The organism is Leptospira sp. B5-022 (assembly GCF_000347035.1).
Classification (GTDB): Bacteria; Spirochaetota; Leptospiria; order Leptospirales; family Leptospiraceae; genus Leptospira_B; species Leptospira_B cinconiae.
The window spans coordinates 313150-335639 of sequence record NZ_ANIJ01000006.1 but is presented as its reverse complement, the minus strand read 5'-3'; the positions used below and the strand labels follow the sequence as shown (position 1 = coordinate 335639).

At 42.1% G+C, this 22490-nt stretch carries 22 protein-coding genes and 2 tRNA genes; 6 read left to right on the top strand and 18 right to left on the bottom strand.

Translation table 11 applies throughout. The annotated features are described in order from the left end of the window. The 4 genes from LEP1GSC192_RS02205 (at position 1) to LEP1GSC192_RS02190 (ending at position 1162) form a co-directional block, all read left to right on the top strand. Complete coding sequence (locus tag LEP1GSC192_RS02205) at positions 1-273, top strand: BolA family transcriptional regulator (RefSeq protein WP_020768413.1); 273 nt, start codon at positions 1-3, stop codon at positions 271-273. Between the two features lie 65 nt (positions 274-338). Further along, a complete protein-coding gene (locus LEP1GSC192_RS02200; RefSeq protein WP_020768343.1) occupies positions 339-563 on the top strand; it encodes a BolA/IbaG family iron-sulfur metabolism protein in 225 nt (74 codons plus the stop codon). 25 nt (positions 564-588) lie between these two features. Further along, positions 589-900 (top strand): Grx4 family monothiol glutaredoxin, encoded by a 312-nt coding sequence (gene grxD, locus LEP1GSC192_RS02195; RefSeq protein ID WP_020768119.1) that lies wholly within the window; start codon positions 589-591, stop codon positions 898-900. A gap of 1 nt (position 901) precedes the next feature. Next, positions 902-1162, top strand: a complete 261-nt coding sequence (locus tag LEP1GSC192_RS02190) for a glutathione S-transferase N-terminal domain-containing protein (protein WP_036088697.1) — start codon at positions 902-904, stop codon at positions 1160-1162. Here the strand turns inward: LEP1GSC192_RS02190 and gshAB are convergent. Genes gshAB through LEP1GSC192_RS02155 form a run of 7 tightly spaced genes read right to left on the bottom strand, consistent with a single transcriptional unit; the run spans position 1145 to position 9831 of the window. After that, a complete protein-coding gene (gshAB, locus tag LEP1GSC192_RS02185) occupies positions 1145-2185 on the bottom strand; it encodes a bifunctional glutamate--cysteine ligase GshA/glutathione synthetase GshB (protein ID WP_036088695.1) in 1041 nt (346 codons plus the stop codon). The two genes, LEP1GSC192_RS02190 and gshAB, sit on opposite strands and share 18 nt — an antisense overlap. Continuing rightward, entirely contained in the window at positions 2173-3714 is a 1542-nt protein-coding gene (gene gshA, locus LEP1GSC192_RS02180) for a glutamate--cysteine ligase (RefSeq protein WP_020768157.1), read from the bottom strand. Before gshA ends, gshAB begins: the two co-directional genes overlap by 13 nt. 30 nt (positions 3715-3744) lie before the next feature. Continuing rightward, positions 3745-5508, bottom strand: coding sequence for a gamma-glutamyltransferase (gene ggt / locus LEP1GSC192_RS02175; protein ID WP_020768183.1), 1764 nt, complete (start codon positions 5506-5508; stop codon positions 3745-3747). Continuing rightward, positions 5508-7751 (bottom strand): ATP-dependent Clp protease ATP-binding subunit ClpA, encoded by a 2244-nt coding sequence (clpA, locus tag LEP1GSC192_RS02170; RefSeq protein WP_020768020.1) that lies wholly within the window; start codon positions 7749-7751, stop codon positions 5508-5510. The genes ggt and clpA overlap by 1 nt, the downstream gene beginning before the upstream one ends. After that, the gene (clpS, locus tag LEP1GSC192_RS02165) at positions 7748-8071 is read right to left on the bottom strand and encodes an ATP-dependent Clp protease adapter ClpS (protein WP_020768389.1); all 324 of its coding nucleotides are present in this window, start codon (positions 8069-8071) and stop codon (positions 7748-7750) included. Before clpS ends, clpA begins: the two co-directional genes overlap by 4 nt. Further along, positions 8068-9240 carry a GNAT family N-acetyltransferase gene (locus LEP1GSC192_RS02160; RefSeq protein WP_020768426.1) on the bottom strand — a complete coding sequence of 391 codons (1173 nt, stop codon included), beginning with the start codon at positions 9238-9240 and terminating at the stop codon, positions 8068-8070. Before LEP1GSC192_RS02160 ends, clpS begins: the two co-directional genes overlap by 4 nt. 3 nt (positions 9241-9243) lie before the next feature. Beyond that, positions 9244-9831 carry a sigma-70 family RNA polymerase sigma factor gene (locus LEP1GSC192_RS02155; RefSeq protein ID WP_036088693.1) on the bottom strand — a complete coding sequence of 196 codons (588 nt, stop codon included), beginning with the start codon at positions 9829-9831 and terminating at the stop codon, positions 9244-9246. Between the two features lie 124 nt (positions 9832-9955). Here LEP1GSC192_RS02155 and LEP1GSC192_RS02150 point away from each other — a divergent pair, with 124 nt between their 5' ends. Then, entirely contained in the window at positions 9956-10582 is a 627-nt protein-coding gene (locus LEP1GSC192_RS02150; protein WP_020768357.1) for an NrsF family protein, read from the top strand. Positions 10583-10585: 3 nt separating this feature from the next. Here LEP1GSC192_RS02150 and LEP1GSC192_RS02145 read toward each other — a convergent pair whose 3' ends face one another. The 9 genes from LEP1GSC192_RS02145 to LEP1GSC192_RS02105 form a co-directional block, all read right to left on the bottom strand. Continuing rightward, positions 10586-12469, bottom strand: a complete 1884-nt coding sequence (locus tag LEP1GSC192_RS02145; protein ID WP_020768054.1) for an AAA domain-containing protein — start codon at positions 12467-12469, stop codon at positions 10586-10588. Positions 12470-12474: 5 nt separating this feature from the next. Then, positions 12475-13476, bottom strand: coding sequence for a PLP-dependent cysteine synthase family protein (locus LEP1GSC192_RS02140; RefSeq protein WP_020768250.1), 1002 nt, complete (start codon positions 13474-13476; stop codon positions 12475-12477). A gap of 32 nt (positions 13477-13508) precedes the next feature. Further along, a complete protein-coding gene (gene leuD, locus LEP1GSC192_RS02135) occupies positions 13509-14135 on the bottom strand; it encodes a 3-isopropylmalate dehydratase small subunit (RefSeq protein WP_020768397.1) in 627 nt (208 codons plus the stop codon). A gap of 12 nt (positions 14136-14147) precedes the next feature. Further along, a complete protein-coding gene (leuC, locus tag LEP1GSC192_RS02130; RefSeq protein ID WP_020768082.1) occupies positions 14148-15545 on the bottom strand; it encodes a 3-isopropylmalate dehydratase large subunit in 1398 nt (465 codons plus the stop codon). A gap of 125 nt (positions 15546-15670) precedes the next feature. Then, positions 15671-17116, bottom strand: a complete 1446-nt coding sequence (locus LEP1GSC192_RS02125; RefSeq protein ID WP_020768358.1) for an FHA domain-containing protein — start codon at positions 17114-17116, stop codon at positions 15671-15673. Between the two features lie 12 nt (positions 17117-17128). Next, positions 17129-17917 (bottom strand): ATP-binding cassette domain-containing protein, encoded by a 789-nt coding sequence (locus LEP1GSC192_RS02120; protein WP_020768004.1) that lies wholly within the window; start codon positions 17915-17917, stop codon positions 17129-17131. A 3-nt stretch (positions 17918-17920) separates the two neighbouring features. Further along, positions 17921-18508 (bottom strand): D-sedoheptulose 7-phosphate isomerase, encoded by a 588-nt coding sequence (gene gmhA / locus LEP1GSC192_RS02115; protein WP_020768146.1) that lies wholly within the window; start codon positions 18506-18508, stop codon positions 17921-17923. A 2-nt stretch (positions 18509-18510) separates the two neighbouring features. Beyond that, positions 18511-19290 (bottom strand): hypothetical protein, encoded by a 780-nt coding sequence (locus tag LEP1GSC192_RS02110; protein ID WP_020768090.1) that lies wholly within the window; start codon positions 19288-19290, stop codon positions 18511-18513. A 2-nt stretch (positions 19291-19292) separates the two neighbouring features. Further along, the gene (locus tag LEP1GSC192_RS02105) at positions 19293-20192 is read right to left on the bottom strand and encodes a glycosyltransferase family 2 protein (RefSeq protein WP_020768499.1); all 900 of its coding nucleotides are present in this window, start codon (positions 20190-20192) and stop codon (positions 19293-19295) included. A gap of 105 nt (positions 20193-20297) precedes the next feature. Between LEP1GSC192_RS02105 and LEP1GSC192_RS02100 the strand changes: the two genes are divergently transcribed. Continuing rightward, the gene (locus tag LEP1GSC192_RS02100; protein WP_020768477.1) at positions 20298-22268 is read left to right on the top strand and encodes an O-antigen ligase; all 1971 of its coding nucleotides are present in this window, start codon (positions 20298-20300) and stop codon (positions 22266-22268) included. Between the two features lie 3 nt (positions 22269-22271). On the opposite strand, the gene LEP1GSC192_RS02095 is transcribed toward LEP1GSC192_RS02100, so the two are convergent. Continuing rightward, positions 22272-22358 (bottom strand) — tRNA-Leu (locus LEP1GSC192_RS02095). A 17-nt stretch (positions 22359-22375) separates the two neighbouring features. Further along, positions 22376-22446, bottom strand: a tRNA-Cys gene (locus LEP1GSC192_RS02090). Positions 22447-22490: the final 44 nt, after the last annotated feature.

The following is a 22490-nucleotide window of genomic DNA, read 5'->3' as shown; positions in this document are numbered from 1 at the left end:
ATGCAAGATATATTTATAGAAATGGAAAAACTTTTGAGAAACGGACTCTCTCCTTCCGAACTGCGGATAGAGGATTTTTCGGAACAACATGCAGGTCATTCCGGAAACCCGACCGGAAAAACAAGTGGGACTCATATCCGGATCTTTATCACGAGTCCCGAGTTCCGGGGAAAATCCCTTTTGGAACAGCATAGGTCCGTTTACCGGATCATGGATCCATTCCTAAAAGAATGGGGAGTCCATGCTTTGGAATTAAAGACTTCTACCCCTTAGAAAAAAGATTGTCCGGGAAGAGATTCTAAAAAGTGCTGATAGTAAAAGAGTCTAAGATATAACAGATGACTGTCCAAGAAATTCGGGAAAAAATCCAAGCAGGACTTCCGGGCTCGGAAGTAGAGATCCAAGATCCGTACAACGACGGAGTACATATCAAAGCGATCGTAAAGTTTTCCGGATTTGCCGGAAAGTCCGTCGTGGAACAACACAGAATGGTATACGCCACGTTAAAGGACGAGCTGAAAGCCGAAGTCCATGCCTTAGGTCTGGAAACTAAAGTATCATAATTATTAACAGATAGGAACAAGTATCATGGATAAAGAATTACAAGATAAGATCGAAGGATTGATCGCTTCTAAAAAAATATTTCTGTTTATGAAAGGGACCCCTGACGCTCCTATGTGCGGTTTTTCCGCCGGAGTGACCAACGTTCTAAGAAGCCTGGGTGCTGATTATAACTCGTTTAACGTTCTTTCCGATATGTCCATCAGAGAAGGGATCAAAGAATTCGCAAACTGGCCTACTATTCCTCAGTTATATATTGACGGAGAATTTATCGGCGGTCACGATATCGTTGTAGAAATGGCAAGAAGCGGAGAACTCCAAAAAAAGATCGGTGCCTAATATGATGAAACTCTTCCAATACGATACTTGTCCTTACTGCGCTTTTGTTCGCGGTCATTTTTCGGAAATGGGCCTGAAAGAAGGTAAGGACTACGAATTGGTTGAGGCCAGCAGAGGAACCCCAGGCAGAGAGGAGGTCCTACGTTTAGGAGGACTCTCTCAGGTTCCTTTTCTGGTAGACGGCGATATCAAAATGTACGAGTCAAGAGACATCGTAGACTATGTAAAAAGTAAGATCCAGAAATTAAGGACCGTAACCTAATACATCCAAAATTTTTTCTCCTACCTTTCTATTCTTGCCCAAATAGGGATAATTATGAATATATAATACAGGATTGAAATTCAACTCTAAGATCCTATAATCCCCCTCAGACTCCAGATCCTTTACTATAATATCCACACCGCAGATCTTCGCTTTGACAGCTTTTGCAGCTTCTACCGCTAGTTTTTTATAGGAAGAATGTGCGTTATCAGTCACATCCACTGAATCTCCACCTGTGCTGATATTGGAGTTTTTACGAACAAATACGATCTCTCCGGCTTTCGGGACGGATTCGGGTTTTCTGCCGGACTCGTTTAGAACATTTAGTTCAGTTTCATCCAATCGTATTTTTTCCAGAGGGGTCACATGCCCCACTCCTCTTCTTGGATCTGAATTTTTTTCCTCGATCAGTTCTCGGATGTTTTTTTTACCGTCACCGGTAACGTTCGCTGGAATACGATTACATACTGCGACACATTCGTCCCCGATCACTAAAAACCGATATTCGTTTCCTTCCGCAAACTCCTCTACGATAGCGGTTTCTGAAAATCCGAGCGCTATTTCCAAGGCCTTCTTCTTATCTTCCGCTGATGAAGAAGGTGGAAGAATACTGATCCCGATCCCGAAATTTGTAGTCACCGGTTTTACCACCATCTTTCTATCCGAATTTTTGTTTAAAAATTCGAGTCCGGAATTCAGGTCGGAGACTGCAGTTCCCTTGGGCACAAGTATATTCGATTCTTCTAAAATACGTTTCGTGATGGTCTTATTTTCCATCACCAGGAAGGTCATATAGGAATCCAGCTCCGTTTTGGAGGCTTCCTTTACGAGCCTTGTGTTCCCTTTTCCTGAAAGTCGGATAAAATGGCTAGGACGATCTAAGATCTCTACTTCCAATCCCCGGTTGAGTGCATCTCGGATCACAATCTGAGTGGAAATCTCCAGATCCTCAAATCCTTTCAGGATGAATTCATTCGGATCTAGTTTTTGTCCCGGTTCCAGTTTGTATTTCAATGGTTGCAGATCCTTGCGGTCGGGTTCTTCTTTACTTTTTCGGATTCCTCTATTTTTATTTTTTCCGCCAATGACTTTTGGACTTCTTTAATAAACATATTAAATTTGCCCGGAGTTAGCTCCATCTGTGATTGGTTTCTATAATTTTCTTTAGCCAGATGGATCCCAAGATCCCTAAATTCCCAGTTTTCGTTCAAGATACGATCCATTAGTTTTCCGGAAGGAGTACACGAAGCGTCTTCCCAACGTCTATTCATAATGTTTAAAATTTCTTGGTAGAATCTTTTTCCCGTATGACGATCCAATTCTTCCGCAATAGGTAAAAGACTTTGGGTAAATTCCTTTCCACGGGATATAAAATCTTCTTCTTGCCCGTCATCATCTAAAACTTTTAGCCCAGGTTTTCTCCCTTCCCAAATGATCCTTTTTGTATTTTCTCTGATCCTTAGTTTTTCCTTTTGGTCTATAGATTTACTTTCCTTTAACAAACCATCCAACAATACCATTTGTATATAACCAAGACTTGGTTTGTGGATTCCCGTAGGCGATTCAGGTTGGAGATCCAAACAACGGATCTCAATGTATTGGATTCCTCTGCTTTGGAGAGCGTCGAGGGGTCTTTCTTCGTTTTTAGGAATCTGTTTAGGACGGATCGGAGAATAAAATTCGTTTTCTATCTGCAGATAATGGTCGTTCAGTTGGTTCGGAATTCCGCCAAATCCCTGGTATTTTGAATAGGGAGTGCTGACTGCGTAACACATCCCGTCTATATATTCTTTTAAAGAATTGTAATTAATAGGAAGTTCATCCTGAACTTTGCTTGTATATCCGATCTCGCTCATTCTCAACGAAGTAGCATAAGGAGCATAATAAGTATGTTCCTTATGTTTTACAAAAGGGAAATCGCTATTCACAGGCAGAAAGGTTTCGTCAAAAACAGGAGTAGCTCCGGTTAGATATAAAATTTCAGGAACCCTTCGCATAAAATTCCGGGTAACGGAAAGATATAATTCCGAAATCTCTTCCTTGGTGAATGCATGGATCTCTTTTCCTAAAATTTGTTTTAAAAACAGATTTGAGAAGGAAAAATTATAATGAACTCCCGAGATGGTTTGCATCCTTCTTCCATATCGCAGACCTAATCCGTTCCGATAGACGGTTTTCCATTCTCCGGAAAAAGAATGACCGTATTGTCCGAGAGGAATATCCTTATCTTCTTTAGGAAGAATCGGAGGCATACTAAAAGGCCAGATCCATTCATCTTTCAAATGTCTGGAAGTGAATATATGCAGATCTTGTAATTCTCTTACGATCGCCTCAATCCTAGGTCTAGGGTTCGTAGCGAATTCAAGTTGAGGTTCCGAAAAATCCGTCTTGATAAAATGGTTTGTCAAGCTGGAACCCAAGGATTCCGGATGAGGAGTAGTAGCAATCCTTCCGTCGAAAAATATACGCATACTTTCCTTTTCCAAACCGTGTTTTGCTTTTACAGCATGACGCAGATTCGGAAATACCGGAGTTTTGGCGGATCGATTCATTTTATATTCCTATATTTCTTTTTTTTAATATTAATCCCCCAGAGGGATCCCGTCTCCCCTTGGGTCTGCCGCACCATACAATGTACCATTCTCTCTCTTTACGCAGAACAATTTTGCCATATTATTTCCAAGACGGACTTCATGTTTTTTCGCTTTTAACTGGTTAAAAGTTGCAGTATCAGTCGCGGGCCCTTCGATAGAAAGTGCATCCGGAAAGAATTGGTGATGTATCCTTCCCCTGGCAACGGATTCATATAATGTAAGATTTAAGTCTAAATTAAATAATATGGATTGTAAAACCGCATTTACTATGTACGACCCCCCCGGTGCACCCGTGACCAAAAATGTCTCCCCATTTTTAAGAACGATGGTAGGAGACATGGAGCTGAGAGGTGTTTTTCCCGGTTGGATGGAATTTGCTTCCGCACCGATGAGACCGTAGACGTTCGGTTCTCCCGGGGAACGGCTGAAATCGTCCATTGTGTCATTTAGAACAAATCCGTATCCATCCAATACAACAGCCGCGCCAAATCGATAATTGATAGAATGTGTGGTTGAGACCGCATTTCCTTCGGCATCCACTACTGAAATATGAGTGGTTTCGGGAGATTCCGCTTTTAAGTTCAGTCTGTTTAAATATGTGGAGCTAGGCGTCGCCTTCACTGGATTGAAATCCGAAATTTTTTCTTTGGCATACTCGGAAGAAATCAATGTGTCTACCGGGATCTTAGTAAATCCTGGATCTCCTCCGAGGACCGCTCGATCTGAATATCCTCTTCTCATAACTTCCGCTAGGAAGTGATAATAATCACTTGTGGAAAAATCGAACATAGAATGAAGTTCTTTCGTTTCCAACATCTTTAGCATTGTAAAAAGATGAACACCGGAAGAAGGAGGAAACATAGTGAGAATATGATAATTTCTATAAGTAATCTCTAACGGTCTTTCCTCCTTTACCATATAATTTTTCAGATCGGTAAAATGAATGGAGCCCCCATTAGCAGAAACTTCTTCTGCGAAGGCTTTCGCTATTGCTCCGGTATAAAAATCCTTGTCTCCCGTTTCCGAAATGATCCTTAGAGTTTTTGCAAGATCTTTCTGGACGAGTACATCTCCGGATTCCGGGATTTTTCCTCCAGGTATAAAAATCTTTTTCATTCCAGGGCTCATGTCCTGTTCCGATTCTTGGATTGCTTCCGAAAGATCCGGATATACCACAAATCCTTCTTCCGCCAATCGAATTGCCGGCGCTAAAACCTCCCTTAAAGGCAGTTTTCCGAACTTCTTATGGATCTGCACAAGTCCGGCCACCATTCCGGGAACTCCTACGGATTTGTATCCGAGCAAGGATTCTTCCTTGGGACGTCCCTTATACATATTACGATTCGCTAAAGAAGGCGCCCTTTCTCTAAAATCGAAAGCGTACGATTTTCCGGTTTTCGCATGATGATAAACTAAAAATCCGCCTCCCCCTATTCCTGTAGATGAGGGACGTGTAACGGAAACCGCAAAAGAAGAAGCGACGGCCACATCGATCGTATTCCCACCCTTTTTATAGATCTCCAATCCAACCTTGGAGGCGTCTACGGAATCGGTGGAGATCATGATTTTTTTGGACTGGGCAAACAAAGTGTTCGGATCTATGCCGAACTTGGGAGCAACAAGATTTTGTGTGGAAACTTCCCTTCCCTCGATGAATAGAACGTTCTTCTTGCAAGATACGGAAGTAAAAAGAAGTAGAATTAAAAATAGAAGGAAACTTTTGGGAATAGGTCTAACGGTTCTAAAAGACATTATTTTTCTCTAGAACGGAAGACTAATTTTAGTTCCTCGTTTTGTATTTCCAAATTCACAACGCCGCCGTTTTTTAATTCTCCGAACAGGATCTCTTCCGAGAGTTTTTTGGAAATATTGGAATCTATCCACCGCTGTACAGGCCTTGCCCCGAAAAGAGGATCATAGGATTTTCTGGCAATCCAATGCAGGACTTCCTCTCCATAATGGATTTGGATACTTTTTTCTTTAAGTCTAGTTTCCAGAAGTTCTAGCTGTTTGCGAACCACTTTAGAAACGGTGCCTTCTTCCAAAGCGGAGAATTCAATAATAGCGGTAAGCCTATTTCTGAACTCAGGAGAAAACTGCTTTTCGATCGCTTTTAGCCCTCTATCAGTCAAAGCTGTATTATCGAATCCTAATGGATTGGAAGCCCTTTCTCTGGCACCCGTATTTGTCGTCATGATCAGAATAACCTGTTTGAAATCCGCTTTCCGACCATTATTGTCCGTGAGGGTAGCGTGATCCATGATCTGCAGAAGAATATTATAAATATCCTCATGCGCCTTTTCGATCTCATCTAATAGAAGAACACAATGCGGAGTGCGAACGATTGCATCCGTCAACTGACCACCTTGTTCGAAGCCAACATAACCGGGAGGAGAACCGATCAGTCTAGAAACGGTATGTTTCTCCATGTATTCACTCATATCGAATCGAATGAATTCCACACCCAAAATTGCCGCGAGTTGTTTTGATAATTCGGTTTTCCCTACACCTGTAGGACCCGCGAACAAAAAAGAACCCACGGGTTTTCCCGGCTCAGACAACCCGCTTCTGGAAAGTCGGATCGCTTGGACTAGCTCTATCACTGCTTGGTCCTGTCCGTAAATTTTACGTTTTAATTCTTCATCTAAAGCTTTTAGTTTTTCCCTATCATCGGCTTTTACCGTTCTAGGAGGAATTTTAGAAATTCTGGATACAAGTTCCTCTATCTCTTTTACGCTCACGATCTTAGACTTGGAACTTTCCCTTAGTTTAACTTTTGCACCTGCCTCATCTATGAGATCGATCGCTTTATCGGGAAGTTTACGATCTAAGATGTAACGTTCCGCAAGTCTTGCCGCTTCTTCTACCGCTTGGTGAGAATATTTTACGGAGTGAAATTGTTCGTATTTCGGCAAAAGTCCTTTTAATATCTGGATGGTCTCTTCTACACTCGGTTCGTTTACTTCTAATTTCTGGAATCTCCTAGACAAAGCATGGTCCTTCTCGAAGATCGCCTTATATTCCTTGTATGTTGTAGTTCCGATACAACGAAGTTCCCCGTTAGAAAGTGCAGGCTTCAAAAGGTTGGAAGCATCCAAGGATCCGCCGGAAACAGCTCCCGCACCTATGATCGTATGGATCTCATCCACAAATAGTACATTGTCCGGGTCGGAGGAAATCGCCTGCACAACATTTTTCAGTCTTTCCTCGAATTCTCCTCTGAACTTGGTTCCCGCGAGTAGAAGTCCCATGTCCAAAGAATATACTTTCGTATTTTTTAATACATCCGGGACCTTTCCGTTTACGATCTGGAGTGCAAGTCCTTCTACGATTGCGGTCTTTCCGACTCCGGCATCTCCCACAAATATCGGATTGTTTTTGCGACGTCTCGCGAGAATATGAATGGTTCTTTCAATCTCCTCGGCTCTTCCGACAAGCGGATCCAATTTACCTAAACTCGCTTTTTCCGTCAAATTTACACAGAAATCAGACAAAGGATCTCCGCTTTGTTTTTTGGAAGTCTCGTCTGCGGGAGCTCCTTCTCCTACCTTCTCGCCGGATTTTTTAATTCCATGAGAAATATAACGAACCACATCGAAACGGGAAATATCCTGTCTTGCTAAGAAAAAAACCGCGTGGGACTGATCCTCTCTGAATAGAGAAGCGAGAACATAACCTCCATCCAATTTTTTCTTTTGAGTGGATTGTACATGAAATGCAGCTAACTGAAGAACTCTCTGTGCTCCTATCGTATATTCGGGCTCTATTTCTCCGAAACTTTCCGGAACCGATTCCATTTCGGTATCTAAATATTCTTTCAGCTCGGAACGTAACTGGTCTAAGTCCGCCCCGCAGGCAAGAAGGACTTCCGCTGCAACAGGATCGTAGGTTAATGAAAGAAGAATATGTTCAAGAGTTATATATTCGTTTCTTCTTCTAAGGGCTTCCGTTCTCGCTTGGCCCAGAGATTTTTCCAGTTCTTCGGATAAGGTCATGATTCTTCCCCTTCTTCAATTTCCATCTGGCAATGCAACGGATGTCCATGTTCCTCTGCAAGCAAATGTGTCTCGTTCACTTTAGTTCTAGCCACGTCATGAGAATAGACTCCACAAAGAGCCTTTCCGGTCGTATGCGCCTGCAGCATAATTTGTTCGCTCTCGACTTCAGTCCGATAAAATACCACGCGGAGGATCCAAACCACAAACTCCATAGGAGTATAATCGTCGTTTAAGATCACTACCCTATACTTTGCCGGTTTTTTAAGTTTCAGTTTCTCCTTTGTGAGAACCTGTTCTTCGGTTTTTAAATCGCTCATTGGTATTCGGATTCTCCCCTCAAGGCCTCTTCTTTCAATGGGGAAGAAAGATTGGTTTCCCTTATCATTTCCTGCATATGCATTCTTTCGCTTTCTAAAAAACGTTCAATCGCATTTCGAGCCTGGTCATGGAAAATAAAATGGGAGCTATAAGTAGGAACGGCAGGAAATCCTCTTAAAAATTTCTGCTCCCCCTGTGCCCCGGCTTCAAAAATCTCAAATCCGTTCTTGATTGCATATTCAATAGGAGCGTAATAACAACATTCGAAATGTAGAAAAGGATAATGGGAAGAAGAGCCCCAATATCTTCCATACAACTTCTTTCCTTTTTTCAGATTGAATGTTCCGCCAATCGTATCCCCGTCCTTCTCCGCTAAAAATAATACCAGATTTTGTGAAAATTTATCTAAAATGATCTTAAAGAATTTTCGGTTCAGGTAAGGAGATCCCCATTTTCGGGAATAAGTCTCCGTATAAAAAGTATAGATAGAGTCCATATCTTTCTCGGAGATTTCTTTCCCTTCTTTACATAAGATCCGAATTCCCGATTCTTTGATGGTCTCTCTTTCCTTTTTGATCTGGATCCTTTTTTTCGATCTAAAATCCCCTAAAAAATTTTCGAAACTGGTATAACCCCGGTTCTTCCAATGAAATTGATGAGTGATCCGAGTGGAAAATCCCTGTTTTTCTAAAGCTCTAGCCTCTTCTTCCTCTAAAAATAGGAAATGAATACCGGAGAGTCCTTCTTGTTTCGCATTTTCTAATAAGGGAGGAAGTAATACATTTAACGCTTCTTCCGCAGATACATTATTTCTTCTTAATATTTTTTTACCGTTCACAGGAGTAAATGGATAGGCTACAAGACCTTTGGGATAATAAGAAAGCCCGTTTTGGGAGAAAAAATTTGCCCAAGAATGATCGAAAATATACTCACCATACGAATCAAACTTACGGTAAAAAGGAAGAGCGGAGTGAATTCCTATCTCGTCTTCTGCCATCCAATACTCCGGATGCCAACTTGTCTTTTTACCTACGCAAGAAGAAAGTTCCAGAGAATGGAAAAATTCATGATTGGAAAAAGGATTTTCTGGATCTCCTAAAAGATTCCAGTCCTCTGCCGAAATTTCTTGGAGAGAGGATATCCTGGCGATCTTGATTTTATCGGGCATTTGCTATTTCTTGGACGTTTTGGAGCCTTCTATCGTTCTCTCTGACTCCGAAAAAAAACGTTTCAACTTTTCGAGAGAACGATGGACGATCACTTTTATATTGGATTCGGAAAGACCTGTGGATTCGGAGATTTCTCGCACCGATTTCCCTTCCAGCTTTGCCATAGTCAGAATCTTTTTTTGTCTAGGGTCTAGAACATTCAGCCAAGATTCCAGTCCTTGAAGGACCTCCCACCTGTCCTCTATGGAGGTTTTTTCCTCTTGCGCAAAACCTTCCATTTCCGTAGAGACTATTCTATCTCTGGTCCCTTTTCTGCGGATATAGTCTATGGTCTTGTATCTGGCAATGGAGAAAAACCAAGGTGCAAACGGTTTCTCCCTTCTATAGGTAGCCCTAGCCTTGTGGATACCGATTAGAATATCCTGGATCAGATCCTCTCTATCTTCCTTGTCACGTACCTTGGAGCTTAAATGATTGTTTAATATTTCCCTGCATTTGGATAGTAGGAGTTCATACGCCTTGGAATCGCCTTCTTGGGACATGCGCATTCTTTCCGAAAGAATTTGCCAGATATCTTGCTTTTCCGCCATGTAACCTTATGCAGTTTGACTCGAATCAATTTGTGAGTCGTATAAAGAAAGCTATTGGACTGGATTTTTTAAGGATGTCCAATCTTTCTTACTTTCATACGGAAAATCTAAATCGGGAGGAAGCATGTCAAATTCAGAAACGGACAAGACTAACAAACTGATTCAAACATTGAGTTCCAACCTGGAAAAAGGGAGTCTGAATAGAACCAACCTTTTTCTTTCCTGTTTGGGTCTAATTTTTTTGGGAATTGCCTTGGGATGGTCCGCTTCCAACGTAATTGGCCGTAGCCATGCTTTCCCGGGTTGGTGGCCTGAACCTGCATTAATATTAGTTTGGGGAATCTTCTCCGCTTATCTTTTCAGCAAACTTGCTTTCCCGGAGGAAACCTCCGTCTGGGTTTTTTGGGTTTCAGGGCTCTTTCTTGCAGGTTGGGCTATTTATATTATAAACCGAATTTTAACGGAAGAAACTTCAGCCCATATTCATTTAGGATTTTGCTCGGGAACTTTAGCAATGACTTCCATTCTATTCGGAGCCGGGGCTTGGTTTCTCCTAAAAAAAATGGCGAGTTCTCGACCAGGGCTTTCCGGATTTTTATTCTTAAACCTTTTATTAGCAACTTCCAATCTATCCTTAAAATTTATATGTTCGGTTCAAGATCCTTCCCATATTCTACTTTCGCATGTAATCTTTACATTGATCTGGATCGGGGCATTATACATTCCCATCCGAAAAAAATTCAGTTGGTAAGTTTTAGTCCATAAACTCCCAGGCTGTTCTAAGTTCTCCTTCCGATTCTACAGTTTCGAGTAAGTCTTTAAAAAATTCGTTTTGCCCTAGGGTGGAACCGTCACCCACCATCACTAAAAGATTTTTAGCTCTGGTCATTCCTACATTCCATCTTCTGGTTTCGGCTAAAAATCCGATCTGACCTTCCGGATTGGAACGAACCAAACTAAAAACCACTGCATCCGATTCCCTTCCTTGGAAAGAATCCACAGTCTCCACTTCCAATTGAGAAGAATACTCCGGAAGTATTTCCTCCAATTTTTGTTTCAGAAGATATCTTTGGTATCTATAAGGAGAAAGTAAGATCAAATTTTTAGGAGACCATCCCGCATCCAAAATTTTTTTCACCATATTTACCGTGAACTTCGCTTCCCAAGGATTCCCCAAACTACCTTCCGAATTTTCTTCGGCGGTATCCGTTCCGGAACTATCTAAAAAAATGAGGCTAGAGCCGAGCGGCTCTCCGGAATCAAAAGGAATATTTTTCCTAAGACTTGGTTCCAATCCTGATTTTAGTTTATTCTGATAGAACATACGGTTCGGGAAAGCCTGGATCGGATCGGTCATTCTATACTGTGTGTCTAAAAGAAATACTCTTTCCTTATCTTCGAAAACGGGAAGAAGTCTCTCCATTAAAGAAACTTTAAGCAATGGATCTTCCGAGATAACGGTAGGAGGAAGCTGAAACGGATCTCCTGCTATTACAAACTTCTCAGCTTTTAAGATGGGGATCCAAGAAGATGGTTCGATTGCCTGGCTTCCTTCATCCAAAATCGCATAATCAAAATGTAAATTATGAAGTTGGTAAGAAGAAGCCCCCGTATGAGTACATACGATCACCGGATGGGACTCTAATAAATATCGGATCAGCACCTTCTGTCTTTCTTTGATACTTTTTCGCAATGTATCCGCTTCTTTATAAAGACTTTTTCTTTCCTCCGCCTCTTCCTTTCCGAAACTTCTTTTGTATTTACGGGCCTTCTTCAATAATTCCTGGACTTCTTTTCTATCCCTTTCGATCAGTTTCGCTTCCGAAGAACGATTTAATTTCATCTCCAATGAGTTCTGAAGAATGTCCGGATGCATCCTAGCGGGATGACCGATCCTCAAAACAGGTACTTTCAGTTTTTCTAATGATTCAACAAGCAGATCCGATGCGGAGTTTGTAGGCGCGGAAGCTAATATCCTTTTCCCTTCGGAGGCTAAGATGCGGATCGCTTCTACGATCGTTTTAGTCTTCCCAGTGCCTGGAGGACCGTGAATTAAAATAAAATCTTCCGTTTGTAAAATTGCAGATACAGCTTTTTTTTGGGAATCGTTTAGATGTTCCGATAGATTAGAAAGAGGTTTAAAATTCGGTTTAGAAACTTGTAATTGATTGGAGAATAGATCCGCAAAGTATTTCTCTCTGGAACCTTTTTTGGCGGAGATCACTTTTTCTAATGCGCGATCCCATTCTTTAAAACTCGTTTCATCCGGAAGGATTTCCAAAGCGAGTTTACCTTCTTCTACCCAGTCCGGGACTTCTTCCATATAGACCTGGTAAGAGTCTTCGTTCGCTTTTAGTAAGACGGAGATATATTCCTCAGCTTCTTTTACGATGCGTACGGGAGTTCCGGGTCTGAATAGTTCGGGAATACTTTTGGACTTAGTCGGTTTTAGTAAAACCTTCCAATTTCCGTCTGCACTGAGCTCTGCGTCTTCGAATACTAATGGAAATACGGTGAAACCGTCTTGGACTCTTTGATTGAGATCGGAGGAAGAAATTTTTTCTTTATACTTATCCAGCTCCGCTTTTCTTTCTTTTTTTAAAGATTCACGTAAGGCGGAATAATAAGATTCTTCCATTCCAATTAGAGTCGGTCCGGAGAAAGTACAACGATCTTATAACTTGGAGTTTTTTGGTCCTCACGAGTAGGAAGACTTTCCGCATAATGAATTGCGGATGCGAGTGTAGTTCCCGTAGTTAGTCCTGCAAAAATCCCTTCTTTTTGGTACAACTCGGATTGATAACGAAGCGCCTCGTCTCTATCGACACCGATATATTGGTCCGTAACTTTTGGATCGAAGGATTCAGGAAGTCGTATACTGGAATCTCCGTTTACCATCTTACGGATGAAGCGAGAATTTTTACTTACTCCCATGATAACTCTAAGAGAAGGTTTTTTACTCTTTAAATATCTTCCTACACCGGAAAGAGTTCCTCCGGAGCCTCCTCCTGCAACGAACGCATCGACATTCCCAGCGAGATCTCTCCAGATCTCAGGACCGGTAAACAGAAAATGAGCATTCGTATTTGCCATATCCTTGAACTCGTTCAGGATCACGCTGTTTTTCTCTTTGTCTTTTGCTGCCTTTGCGGTTTCTAAAAGAGAATCGTCCCAATTCCCTTTTGCAAGCTGGACCACTTCCACAGCGGCCCCATAGGATTTTAATTCTTTGATCTTTTCCTGGTCCGTATCGGGAGCTAAAAATACTTTAAATTTGTATTGGCGAAGCGTAGAGATCCAAGCCAGAGAAATTGCGGTAGTATTGTATCCTGCTTGGAAAATAGAACCGCCCGGCTTCAGTTCCCCTCTTCTTTCTGCGGCAAGCACCATAGAAAGTGCGGTCCTATCCTTTACACTTCCCGTTGGATTACAAAACTCCGCTTTTAGATAAATTTCCACATTCGGAATATGGGAACCGATCTGGTTGAGCCGGATAAGTGGAGTATTACCGATCATCTGGAGAACGTTCTCCTTGATGGGTTTAGCTACGCTTAACTCTCTTCCGAAAGCGTTTTGTACATTATTCAAAGCCCCCAGAAGGCTATTGCCGAATTCATCTATGGAACGGGAAATTTCGTCGAACATAGTCTTCTAGGGTCCTTATTGTATTTAGAAAATTACTGATGAGGAGCGTACAACCAAGGAAGATCTTTTCGGTTTTTCTCCTCATAGGAAGAGATCTCTGCCGCATGCTGTAGAGTTAAACCGATATCGTCCAATCCGTTAAATAAACAATATTTACGGAAAGAGTCCACTTCGAAATTATAGACGTTCCCGGAAGGACTGATCACATTCTGTTTGTCCAGATCGATCTTAATTTTGGCTCCCGGAGTCTTATCCACAATCTTGAAAATTTCGTCCACTTCTTCCGCTTTTAAAACAACCGGAAGCATACCGTTTTTGAAACAATTATTATAAAAAATATCGGCGAAAGACGGAGCAATAATCGCTCTAAATCCGTAATCTTCCAGTGCCCAAGGAGCGTGTTCTCTGGAAGAGCCGCATCCGAAATTGTCTCTGGCGACAAGGATGGAAGCCCCCTTGTATCTATCAAAATTCAAAGAGAACTCAGGATTCGGTTTGGTTCCCTCGTTGTCCAGGTATCTCCAATCATGGAAGAGATGGGTCCCAAAACCAGTACGTTCTATCTTCTTTAAAAATTGTTTCGGAATGATTGCGTCCGTATCTATATTAGGGCGATCAATTAGGACCGCTAAACCTTCGTGTTGTGTAAAGGGTTTCATGAGTTAGTATCCTTATTTCCAATTCCGAATATCTACAAAATGTCCTTCAACTGCGGCTGCGGCGGCCATTGCAGGACCTACTAGGTGAGTTCTTCCGCCTTTTCCTTGTCTTCCTTCGAAGTTACGATTGGAAGTAGAAGCACATCTGTCTCCCGGTTCTAAAACGTCGTCGTTCATAGCAAGACACATGGAACAACCCGGTTGCCTCCATTCAAAGCCTGCTTCTATGAAAATTTTATCCAGACCTTCCGCTTCCGCTTGGCGTTTCACTCTTCCGGAGCCTGGGACTACGATTGCTTGGACCTTATTGGAAACCTTCTTTCCTTTTACGGTTGCCGCGGCCACTCTTAGATCTTCAATCCTGGAATTTGTGCAGGAACCGATAAATACCTTATTCACAAAAACATCTTCCATCTTTTGGCCAGGCTTCAGGTCCATATATTTCAATGCGTTTTCGATACTGATCTTTTCTACTGCATCCGGTGCATCTTTCGGATCCGGAACAATACCGGTCACAGGAACTACCTGCCCAGGAGAAGTTCCCCAAGTCACTTGGGGAGCGATCTCTTCCGCTTTTAATACGATACTAGTGTCGAATTTTGCGCCCTCATCTGTCACATAACGTTTCCATTTTTGGACAGCCAGATCCCATTCCGTACCTTTTGGAGCGAAATCCTTTCCTTTCAGATAATCGAAAGTAATTTGGTCCGGAGCGATAAGTCCTGCTCTTGCTCCCGCCTCGATGGACATATTACAAACAGTCATACGAGCTTCCATACTTAAGGAAGAAATTGCGGAACCTCTATATTCGATCACGTATCCGGTCGCTCCGCCAGTACCGATCTTTCCAATGATCGCAAGAACGATATCTTTTGCGGTAACATGAGGAGAAAGTTGACCATCGACTCTAATCTCCATGGTCTTCGCTCTTCTTTGCAAAAGAGTTTGGGTAGCAAGCACATGTTCTACTTCGGAAGTTCCGATCCCGAAAGCTAAGGCACCGAATGCGCCATGAGTAGAAGTATGGGAATCTCCGCAAACGATCGTCATACCAGGATGAGTAAGACCCATTTCGGGTGCGATCACATGGATGATCCCTTGGTCCGGATGGTTTAGATCATAAAGAGTAATACCGTTCTCATTACAATTTTTGATCAGAGTTTTCATCTGGTTAGCGGAGATTGGATCAGCCAATTCCAGATCGCGGATCCGAGTGGAAACGTTATGGTCCATGGTGGCGAAAGTAGCTTCCGGGCGACGAACCTTTCTTCCGGCCATACGAATACCTTCGAAAGCCTGGGGACTTGTTACCTCATGGATCAGATGTCGGTCTATATAAAGAAGATAAGACCCTCCGTCCATTTCACCGACCAAATGGTCTTCCCAGATTTTTTCGAACATCGTTTTCATGGTGTGTAAATCCCCCAGGGGATAATTCAAGAGTAAAGATTAGACTTCCTGACGGAAGTTCTCTTCCATGCTAAAAATCAGGGGTTTTTCGTAAAGAAGGTTCCGGGAAGAAGGCCCCGAATCTATTACTTGCCTCGGAAAACGAGTAGAGCCTTGCCGATTCCAATCTCGTCAAAATCGTATAAGATCCTCGGTCTCAGAATTTTTTTACCATTTAAGAAGGTCCCTGTTTCCGAAACCAGATCGTATAAAATGTAGCGGTTACGGACCTTTCTGATCCTTGCATGATTTTTACTGACGGATTGTTCGTATAAGACCAAATCGCAAAGATCCGAATTTCCGATATTGGTCTCCGCTCTTGCAAGAGAGTATTGTTTCCCTGGATTTCTTCCTTCTTTAAAAACTAGGGTCGCTTTTTCGTAAGATTCACCTTGTTCGAATTCCTTTAAAGCAACGGGGGCAGCCCTTTCGGTCTCGATCCTATCTTCCTCCGAGTAAACAAGCTGGTATTGATTACCGTACATTTTCCGGTACGCGTCTTGTTCGAATTCAATCGTATGAAGTCTCTCTTCCGCACTCACAGTTCCTTCCGGATTCTGCTTTTTGCCCTTTTTTAATACTACGATCAGAGCAACCAAGGTGAGAACGAGTAAGAAAGTAAAGCTAGGAAGAAAAATAGAAGGATGTAATAAGAAAACCGCAAGCCTTGTCCGAAACGGAAGGTCATACGAAAAACTCAATCGCCTGGAATTTTTAGTCTCCAGTTCTACTTCCAGATTTCCACTTCCTTGGAATTGCCACTCGTCCTGAAAAGGAGACTCGTAAATTAAGGACCAAGGTTCTTTTCTGAAATAATCCAGGTCCCCGAACACTTGGGTCCTGAAATCAGGAGAGTTCAAAGAGTAGAATGTTCCCCCATATCTTTTGGCTAAAAACTTCCCCCCGTTGGACGGAAAAGTAAGAACGTTGATCGGAATATTCGGAGTGTATTCCCCGTTCTGAGCCTCGTTGGATGGGATCAGATCATTATCGTAAAAGATTGTCAGAATATAATCCGTCTCTTTCAAACGAGGAGAGATCTTTTGGAAAACATAGTCCAGATTGGCGGAAGTATTCCTGTTAGACTTCCCACCCGGAACCTTGGCTTCTTTCAAGGCATCCGATTTACTTAAATCGTCTTTGGAGAAAAATACATCGTCCGTAAAAAAAACAAAACTGAATCTGTCTGCAGAATCCGCTCTTTCCACGATTGTTTTTAAGATCTCAGTGGCTTGTACATTATGATCGAATGAGTTCGTCATCTGAGTGATCAGGTATACATGGATGGGCCTTGTGCCATCCGGTCTTTGGATCTTGAGCGGTCCCACTCTCCTGGAACGATTTTCTTTTTGTTCCGAAACGGTAAGGATTTCCTGATCTAGGGATACTCCCTTTCCTGCTCTCAGTCTTAATTCTACTTTAGGATACCTGGAAATATCATATTCTTCTAAATGGATACTTTCTGCCCCGACAAACGACGGATAAACGCTTGCCACTACGATCAGAATGTATAAGTAGAAGGACCGGATCATAAGTTTTGCAATTTAAGCGGGATTTTCATCCAAAGTAAACAGTTTTCTGGAATACTCTAAACTTGGTTCCCAGGGACCGTTTTGTCTTTTTAGGGTTTCTAGTTTTTCTCCGGATTTCATCACAGTTATAGTATCGGCCAATTCTCTCGCAGAACTAAGATCGTGGCTAATAAATAGAAGTCCCGCTCCCAGATCTTTCACCCTGGTTTTTAAAAGTTCTAGGATGGCCTTCCCGGTAATCGGGTCCAAAGCCGAGGTAGGTTCATCTGCCAAAATGAGTTCCGCTCCGGAATATACCGAAAATAGGATTAAAATTCTCTGTCTTTCTCCACCGGAAAGTTGGTGAGGCCTCGCCTTCCATGCAGCTTTGGGATCGGAAAGCCCGAATTCTTTTAATAATCGGAGGCAAGTTTCTTCATTCGCAAACTCAGGGTGGATCAGTGAAAAATATTCCAGGATCTGAGAACCGATACTTAAAAAAGGATGAAGTCCGATTGCCGCGGTTTGTGGGATCAAACTAATCCGTTTTCCTCGCCAATTTTTCCAAAGAGAGAAATCTCCGCTTGGTATGTTTTGCGAGAAGATCGAAAAATTTTTCCAGGTTATGGAAGCTTCTTCATTTAGGAGTCCGAGAACTGTACTTGCAAATGTGGATTTTCCGCTTCCGGATTCCCCCACGAGTGCATGGATTTCTTTTTTAGAAATTTGGAAATCGAAGTGTTTAAGAATATAAGAAGACCCGATCTTTACGTCCAGGTCTTGGATTGAAAGAATTAATTCGGCTTGGTGGTTACCTTCCAAGTTTTATCCTAACTGAAAGAGTTCGTATTCCACAATGGAACAAAGAATATGACCGATCAGAATATGAGATTCTTGGATACGCGCCGTTTCTTTCCTAGGAATAATCAGATCCAGATCCGCCATTCCTTTCATCTTTCCGCCATCTCCTCCTAAAAGAGAAATCGTTTTCATTCCGATCTTTTTAGCGGACTCGAGAGCTGCGATCACGTTTTTGGAATTTCCACTGGTGGAAAGTCCAACCAATAAATCACCCGGTTTTCCGAATGCTTCTACCTGGCGAGAAAATACGAACTCATATCCATAATCGTTGGAACAAGCGGTAAGCACCGCAGAATCTGCGTTCAATGCCAATGCAGGAAGAGCTCTTCTTTCGTTCCCGGATTTGTAACGTACCACAAGTTCCGCTGCTATATGAGACGCATCACAAGAAGACCCACCGTTCCCACAAAAAAGGATCGTATTCCCTTTTTTTAATACTTCGGAAGCGATCTTTCCCGCTTCTTCGATCTCCGGAAGAAGTGTATCCAATACCGCTTTTTTGGTTTCAATCGAGTCCTGGATCTGTTTGGATGCGATCTCTTTTAAGTTCATTCTCATTTATCCTTTTTAGACCGAATTTTTGAAAGCACCGACTCAAATTCCCTTTTAGCGGAATCGAATTCGTACAGTGTCAAATTTTCGGAATGCGGAGAATTCCTAATCCCGCTTACGTTTAAAAAATACAGCTCTTTGGAAACGATTTGTTTCACTCTTTCGGAAGAATTTGCCTGGAACATATCTTCGAATTCTTTACCTAAAAATACCAGTAACACCGCGATCGTACTTGGGCGTAAATTGATGAGTATCTGTTGTTTCCAGATCGGCTCCCAAGTTAAAATTTCTTTCCAAGAATCGGCAGAGCGTTTTAGGTCCGGTTCTTCCTGGAGAACGGCCCATGATTCCTCGTCCCAGTTCGGAGTATTGATCCCGGATAAGATACTTTTTAGACTCTTATGGTCTCCGCTCAATAAACGGTTTAGTTCCGCTTCTCCTAAAAAAATCACACCGCTGATCTTTCCTGCTTGTTCCGTTAGATAGTTTCCGGTAGAGATTACTAAAGAATATTCTCTGCCTGATTTTTCTTTCCCTTCTAAACGAAATAGATTGCGGTTATTTTTAGTCAGCCTTAGGGAGGGACTCTCAAAAATAGTTCCGGAAAGTTTTTTACGGGTCACAAAAAAGCGCTCCGCCTTTTCTCTTAGGTCTTTTAATTCCCAGGTATAACCCCTACTATCTCTAACGACTTCCTTTTCCGTTTCGGCAGAGACTGTCTTTTTCTTTCTCCAGAAAAAGAGCTTATTCCAAAACCCAGATTTTTGTTTGCCCTTAGCCATCTTTATTTCCCGTAATCTTTTCGTAGATTTGAAGGGCGTTCTATCAAATTTTTCCCCAATTCGTAGATCTTTGCTTCCTTTAAAAAAGTGGAATATGCGGAAGAGATCGCGATCGTAAATCCAGGGAAACCATCCAGGAATCCGAGTTTGAAAAAGTAGATCTCCACAAATTTGCCGAACGGTTTGACGATCGTTCGGGCTAATGAGAATTTTTTATTTTTCTTCCAACGAGTCCAAGAAACGATAGAGGAAAATTTATTGATCGTATCCACTTGTTGGGCAAGGTCCGCAAAACTATAATGTAGGATATCCCCTTTTATCTTTTTGCCCTTACCTTCCACCACCAAGTAATCATGTGGATTTTCCCCTGTCCATGTCGACTTGGACTTTCGGATAACACGATATTTGGTCTGAGGATACCATCCCGAAAAACGGATAAACCTTCCCATATGAAAGGTAAGTCTGGAAACTTTGAGTCCGTTCAAAGACGGATCTTCCGGGCTTTCTAAAAATGTACGAAGGGATCTCTTAAGTTCCTCACTCAGACGTTCGTCCGCATCTAAAGACAGGATCCATTCATTCTTACAGAGAGAGATCGCATCATTCTTCTGTTCTACATGTCCCTTAAAATTCTGAGAGGAAAAACGCACCTCAGGAAAAGACTCGCTGATCTCTTTGGTCTTATCAGTGCTATTGGAATCTAAAACTATGATCTCGTCCGCGATATCCCTACAGGATTTGATACAATCTCCGATATTCGCTTCTTCATTATAGGTGATGATCGCAACGGAAAGTTTTTTTAGAAATCTATCCCGGACCTCGTTTCTACTGAGAGGCGTCTTAGGTTTGGATTTCTTTTTTTTAGGGGAAGAAGATTCCTTTGTTTTAACGGATTCTGCCATACATGAATATCGCCGGGGCGAATGAATTCCTAAAATAGGAGGTTTTCCTTCTTTGTCAGCGGTTTTTTCTGGAAATCTGAGAGGAAAAGGAAACTCTGGGGACCGGTGAAACGTATCTTCTTTTCTCAAATATCCGAGACCTCCGGAAAAGTCTCTTTATATTCCTTATTATTATTCTTACTAGCTTTTCCACTTTCCGTTTCCGCCTCTCAAATCCTGGCGGGATTGAGCATTTTCTGTTTTATATTCTCACCTAAGGAAAATTTCCAAAAGATCAGAGTGTATCTTCTGCCCTGGGCGTTTATCTTAGGTGCTTATACTTTAGTATTCATTTCCTCTCTGGTACACTTCGAAGAATATTCCCATTTCTGGAAAACGTTCACAAGACAATCGGAGGCGGGAGACTTTTGGCTTTCGATCCTATTCCCGATAGCGGCAGTACATTCCTCCGACGAAAAAAATAGAAAGCTGATCTATAAATATTTATGGATCTCGTTTTTACTGGTTTTGATCTCAGGGATCGCTTCCGTATTCAGCGAATATAGACTCGGAAAATTTATCTCCAACGGTTTTACACCTGCGCCCGGAGATAGAAGGCAACATCCGGCAGGACCACTTTTCGGTTTAGAAACGTATCTTCCGATCGGTTTGATGAACACTCATTTAACCTATGGCGGATTAATTTCTTTTTATATTCCAGGACTTGTACTTCTTGTTTTGCAAAAGATCAAGAAGAAGGATCTAAAACGTAGCTTTGGATTCGGGGTCCTTCTCCTATTAGCATCCTGGGTGTTTTTACTCAACCAAAGTAAGTCCGCATGGCTTGGAGTTTTAGCGGTCACTGTGTATTTTATTCTAAGCAAATGGAAAGATCTCTCAGGTAAATTTCCAAAGATCACACCGGTGCGAGTCCTTATTCTAATTTCCGTTTTGGTCTCACTCGGAGCAGCAGTTCGATTCTTTTATCAAAAAAATTGGTTATTACAAAGAACTCTCGCCCAACTCACAGAGATCCAAACACCCGAAAACCAAAGATATTGGATCTATAAACTCAGCTTTCCTCTACTCGCAGAAAATCCGATTTTGGGAACCGGAGGAGGAAGATTTAAGGAAACCAGTTCAGAGGTTTCCAAAACATTTATCCAAAAGAATGAACAACTTTGGTACGAGTTGTATATTACTCCGAATAAACACGCTCATAATGATATATTAGAATTTGCGATCGTGGGCGGATGGCTTTCCGGAATTTTATGGATCGGCTTTTTCTATCTTTTCTTTAGAAAGATCGCAACATCCAGTTTGGAAGAAGGAAATTTTCCTTTGATCGGTGTTGGCTTCATCTGGGTGGCTGGGTTTTTCCAATGTTATCTTTTGGACGATGAGGTTGCGCTTCCCTTTTTCGCATTGACCGGGATTTTATGGGGAAGAGAGAAGGAAACCACCTCTCAATTTTCCAAAGCTTCTGTAATCTTCTTAAGTTTTACATTTCTTTTAAATACTTCCTTTTGGATCTGGAGACTTTCTATTCCGGCGGAACTCGCGTATGGAAGACAGGTTTTTGCCTCGTCTTCTCCACTTGCTAAAAAGATAGAAAGGCGTATCCTTCCTTTTAGGAACCAAACCGAGGAAAGAGAAAAAAGAATTTCAGAAACGATCCAAGTCTCTGCCTCGGAAGGAAATTCTGAATTTTCTGTAGAAGGATGTCTTACCCATAAATACCCAAATCCATCCAAACGCAGAGAAGAAGATTATTCGTTCGGGATCTATATCTCTCCCGAATGGAAAAATCCGCCGACTAAGATGGAAGTCACTGTATTTTCGGAAGAATCTTTTGATGAGGACAAACTCTATTGGTCTCATAGAAAATATGATTTGGGAACTCGTGAAATGGGTCTGAAACCCGGTTGGAATTCCTTTGTCTGGAAAGAGACCATGGAACTTTCAAAAATTACGATCTTTCCGGATATCGTATTTTTTAGGAGTTTTAAGATCCGTTTTGGAGGTTTCGATCCGGAAAACACAATGGATCTGCCAATTTTAGATTTAGGAGATCTTTGCGATTTTAGATTAGAGTAAGTTTGGTACCTGGAGCGGGACTTGAACCCGCACGAGCGTGAACTCACAGGATTTTAAGTCCTGGGTGTCTACCGATTCCACCATCCAGGCGTTTGAGAGACTCTGCCAGGCGTCGCCCGGATTCGAACCGGGGATCAAGCTTTTGCAGAGCCATGCCTTACCACTTGGCCACGACGCCGATATGAGGTATGATTTTGCGGATGGGCAAGGTGTCAATAGAAA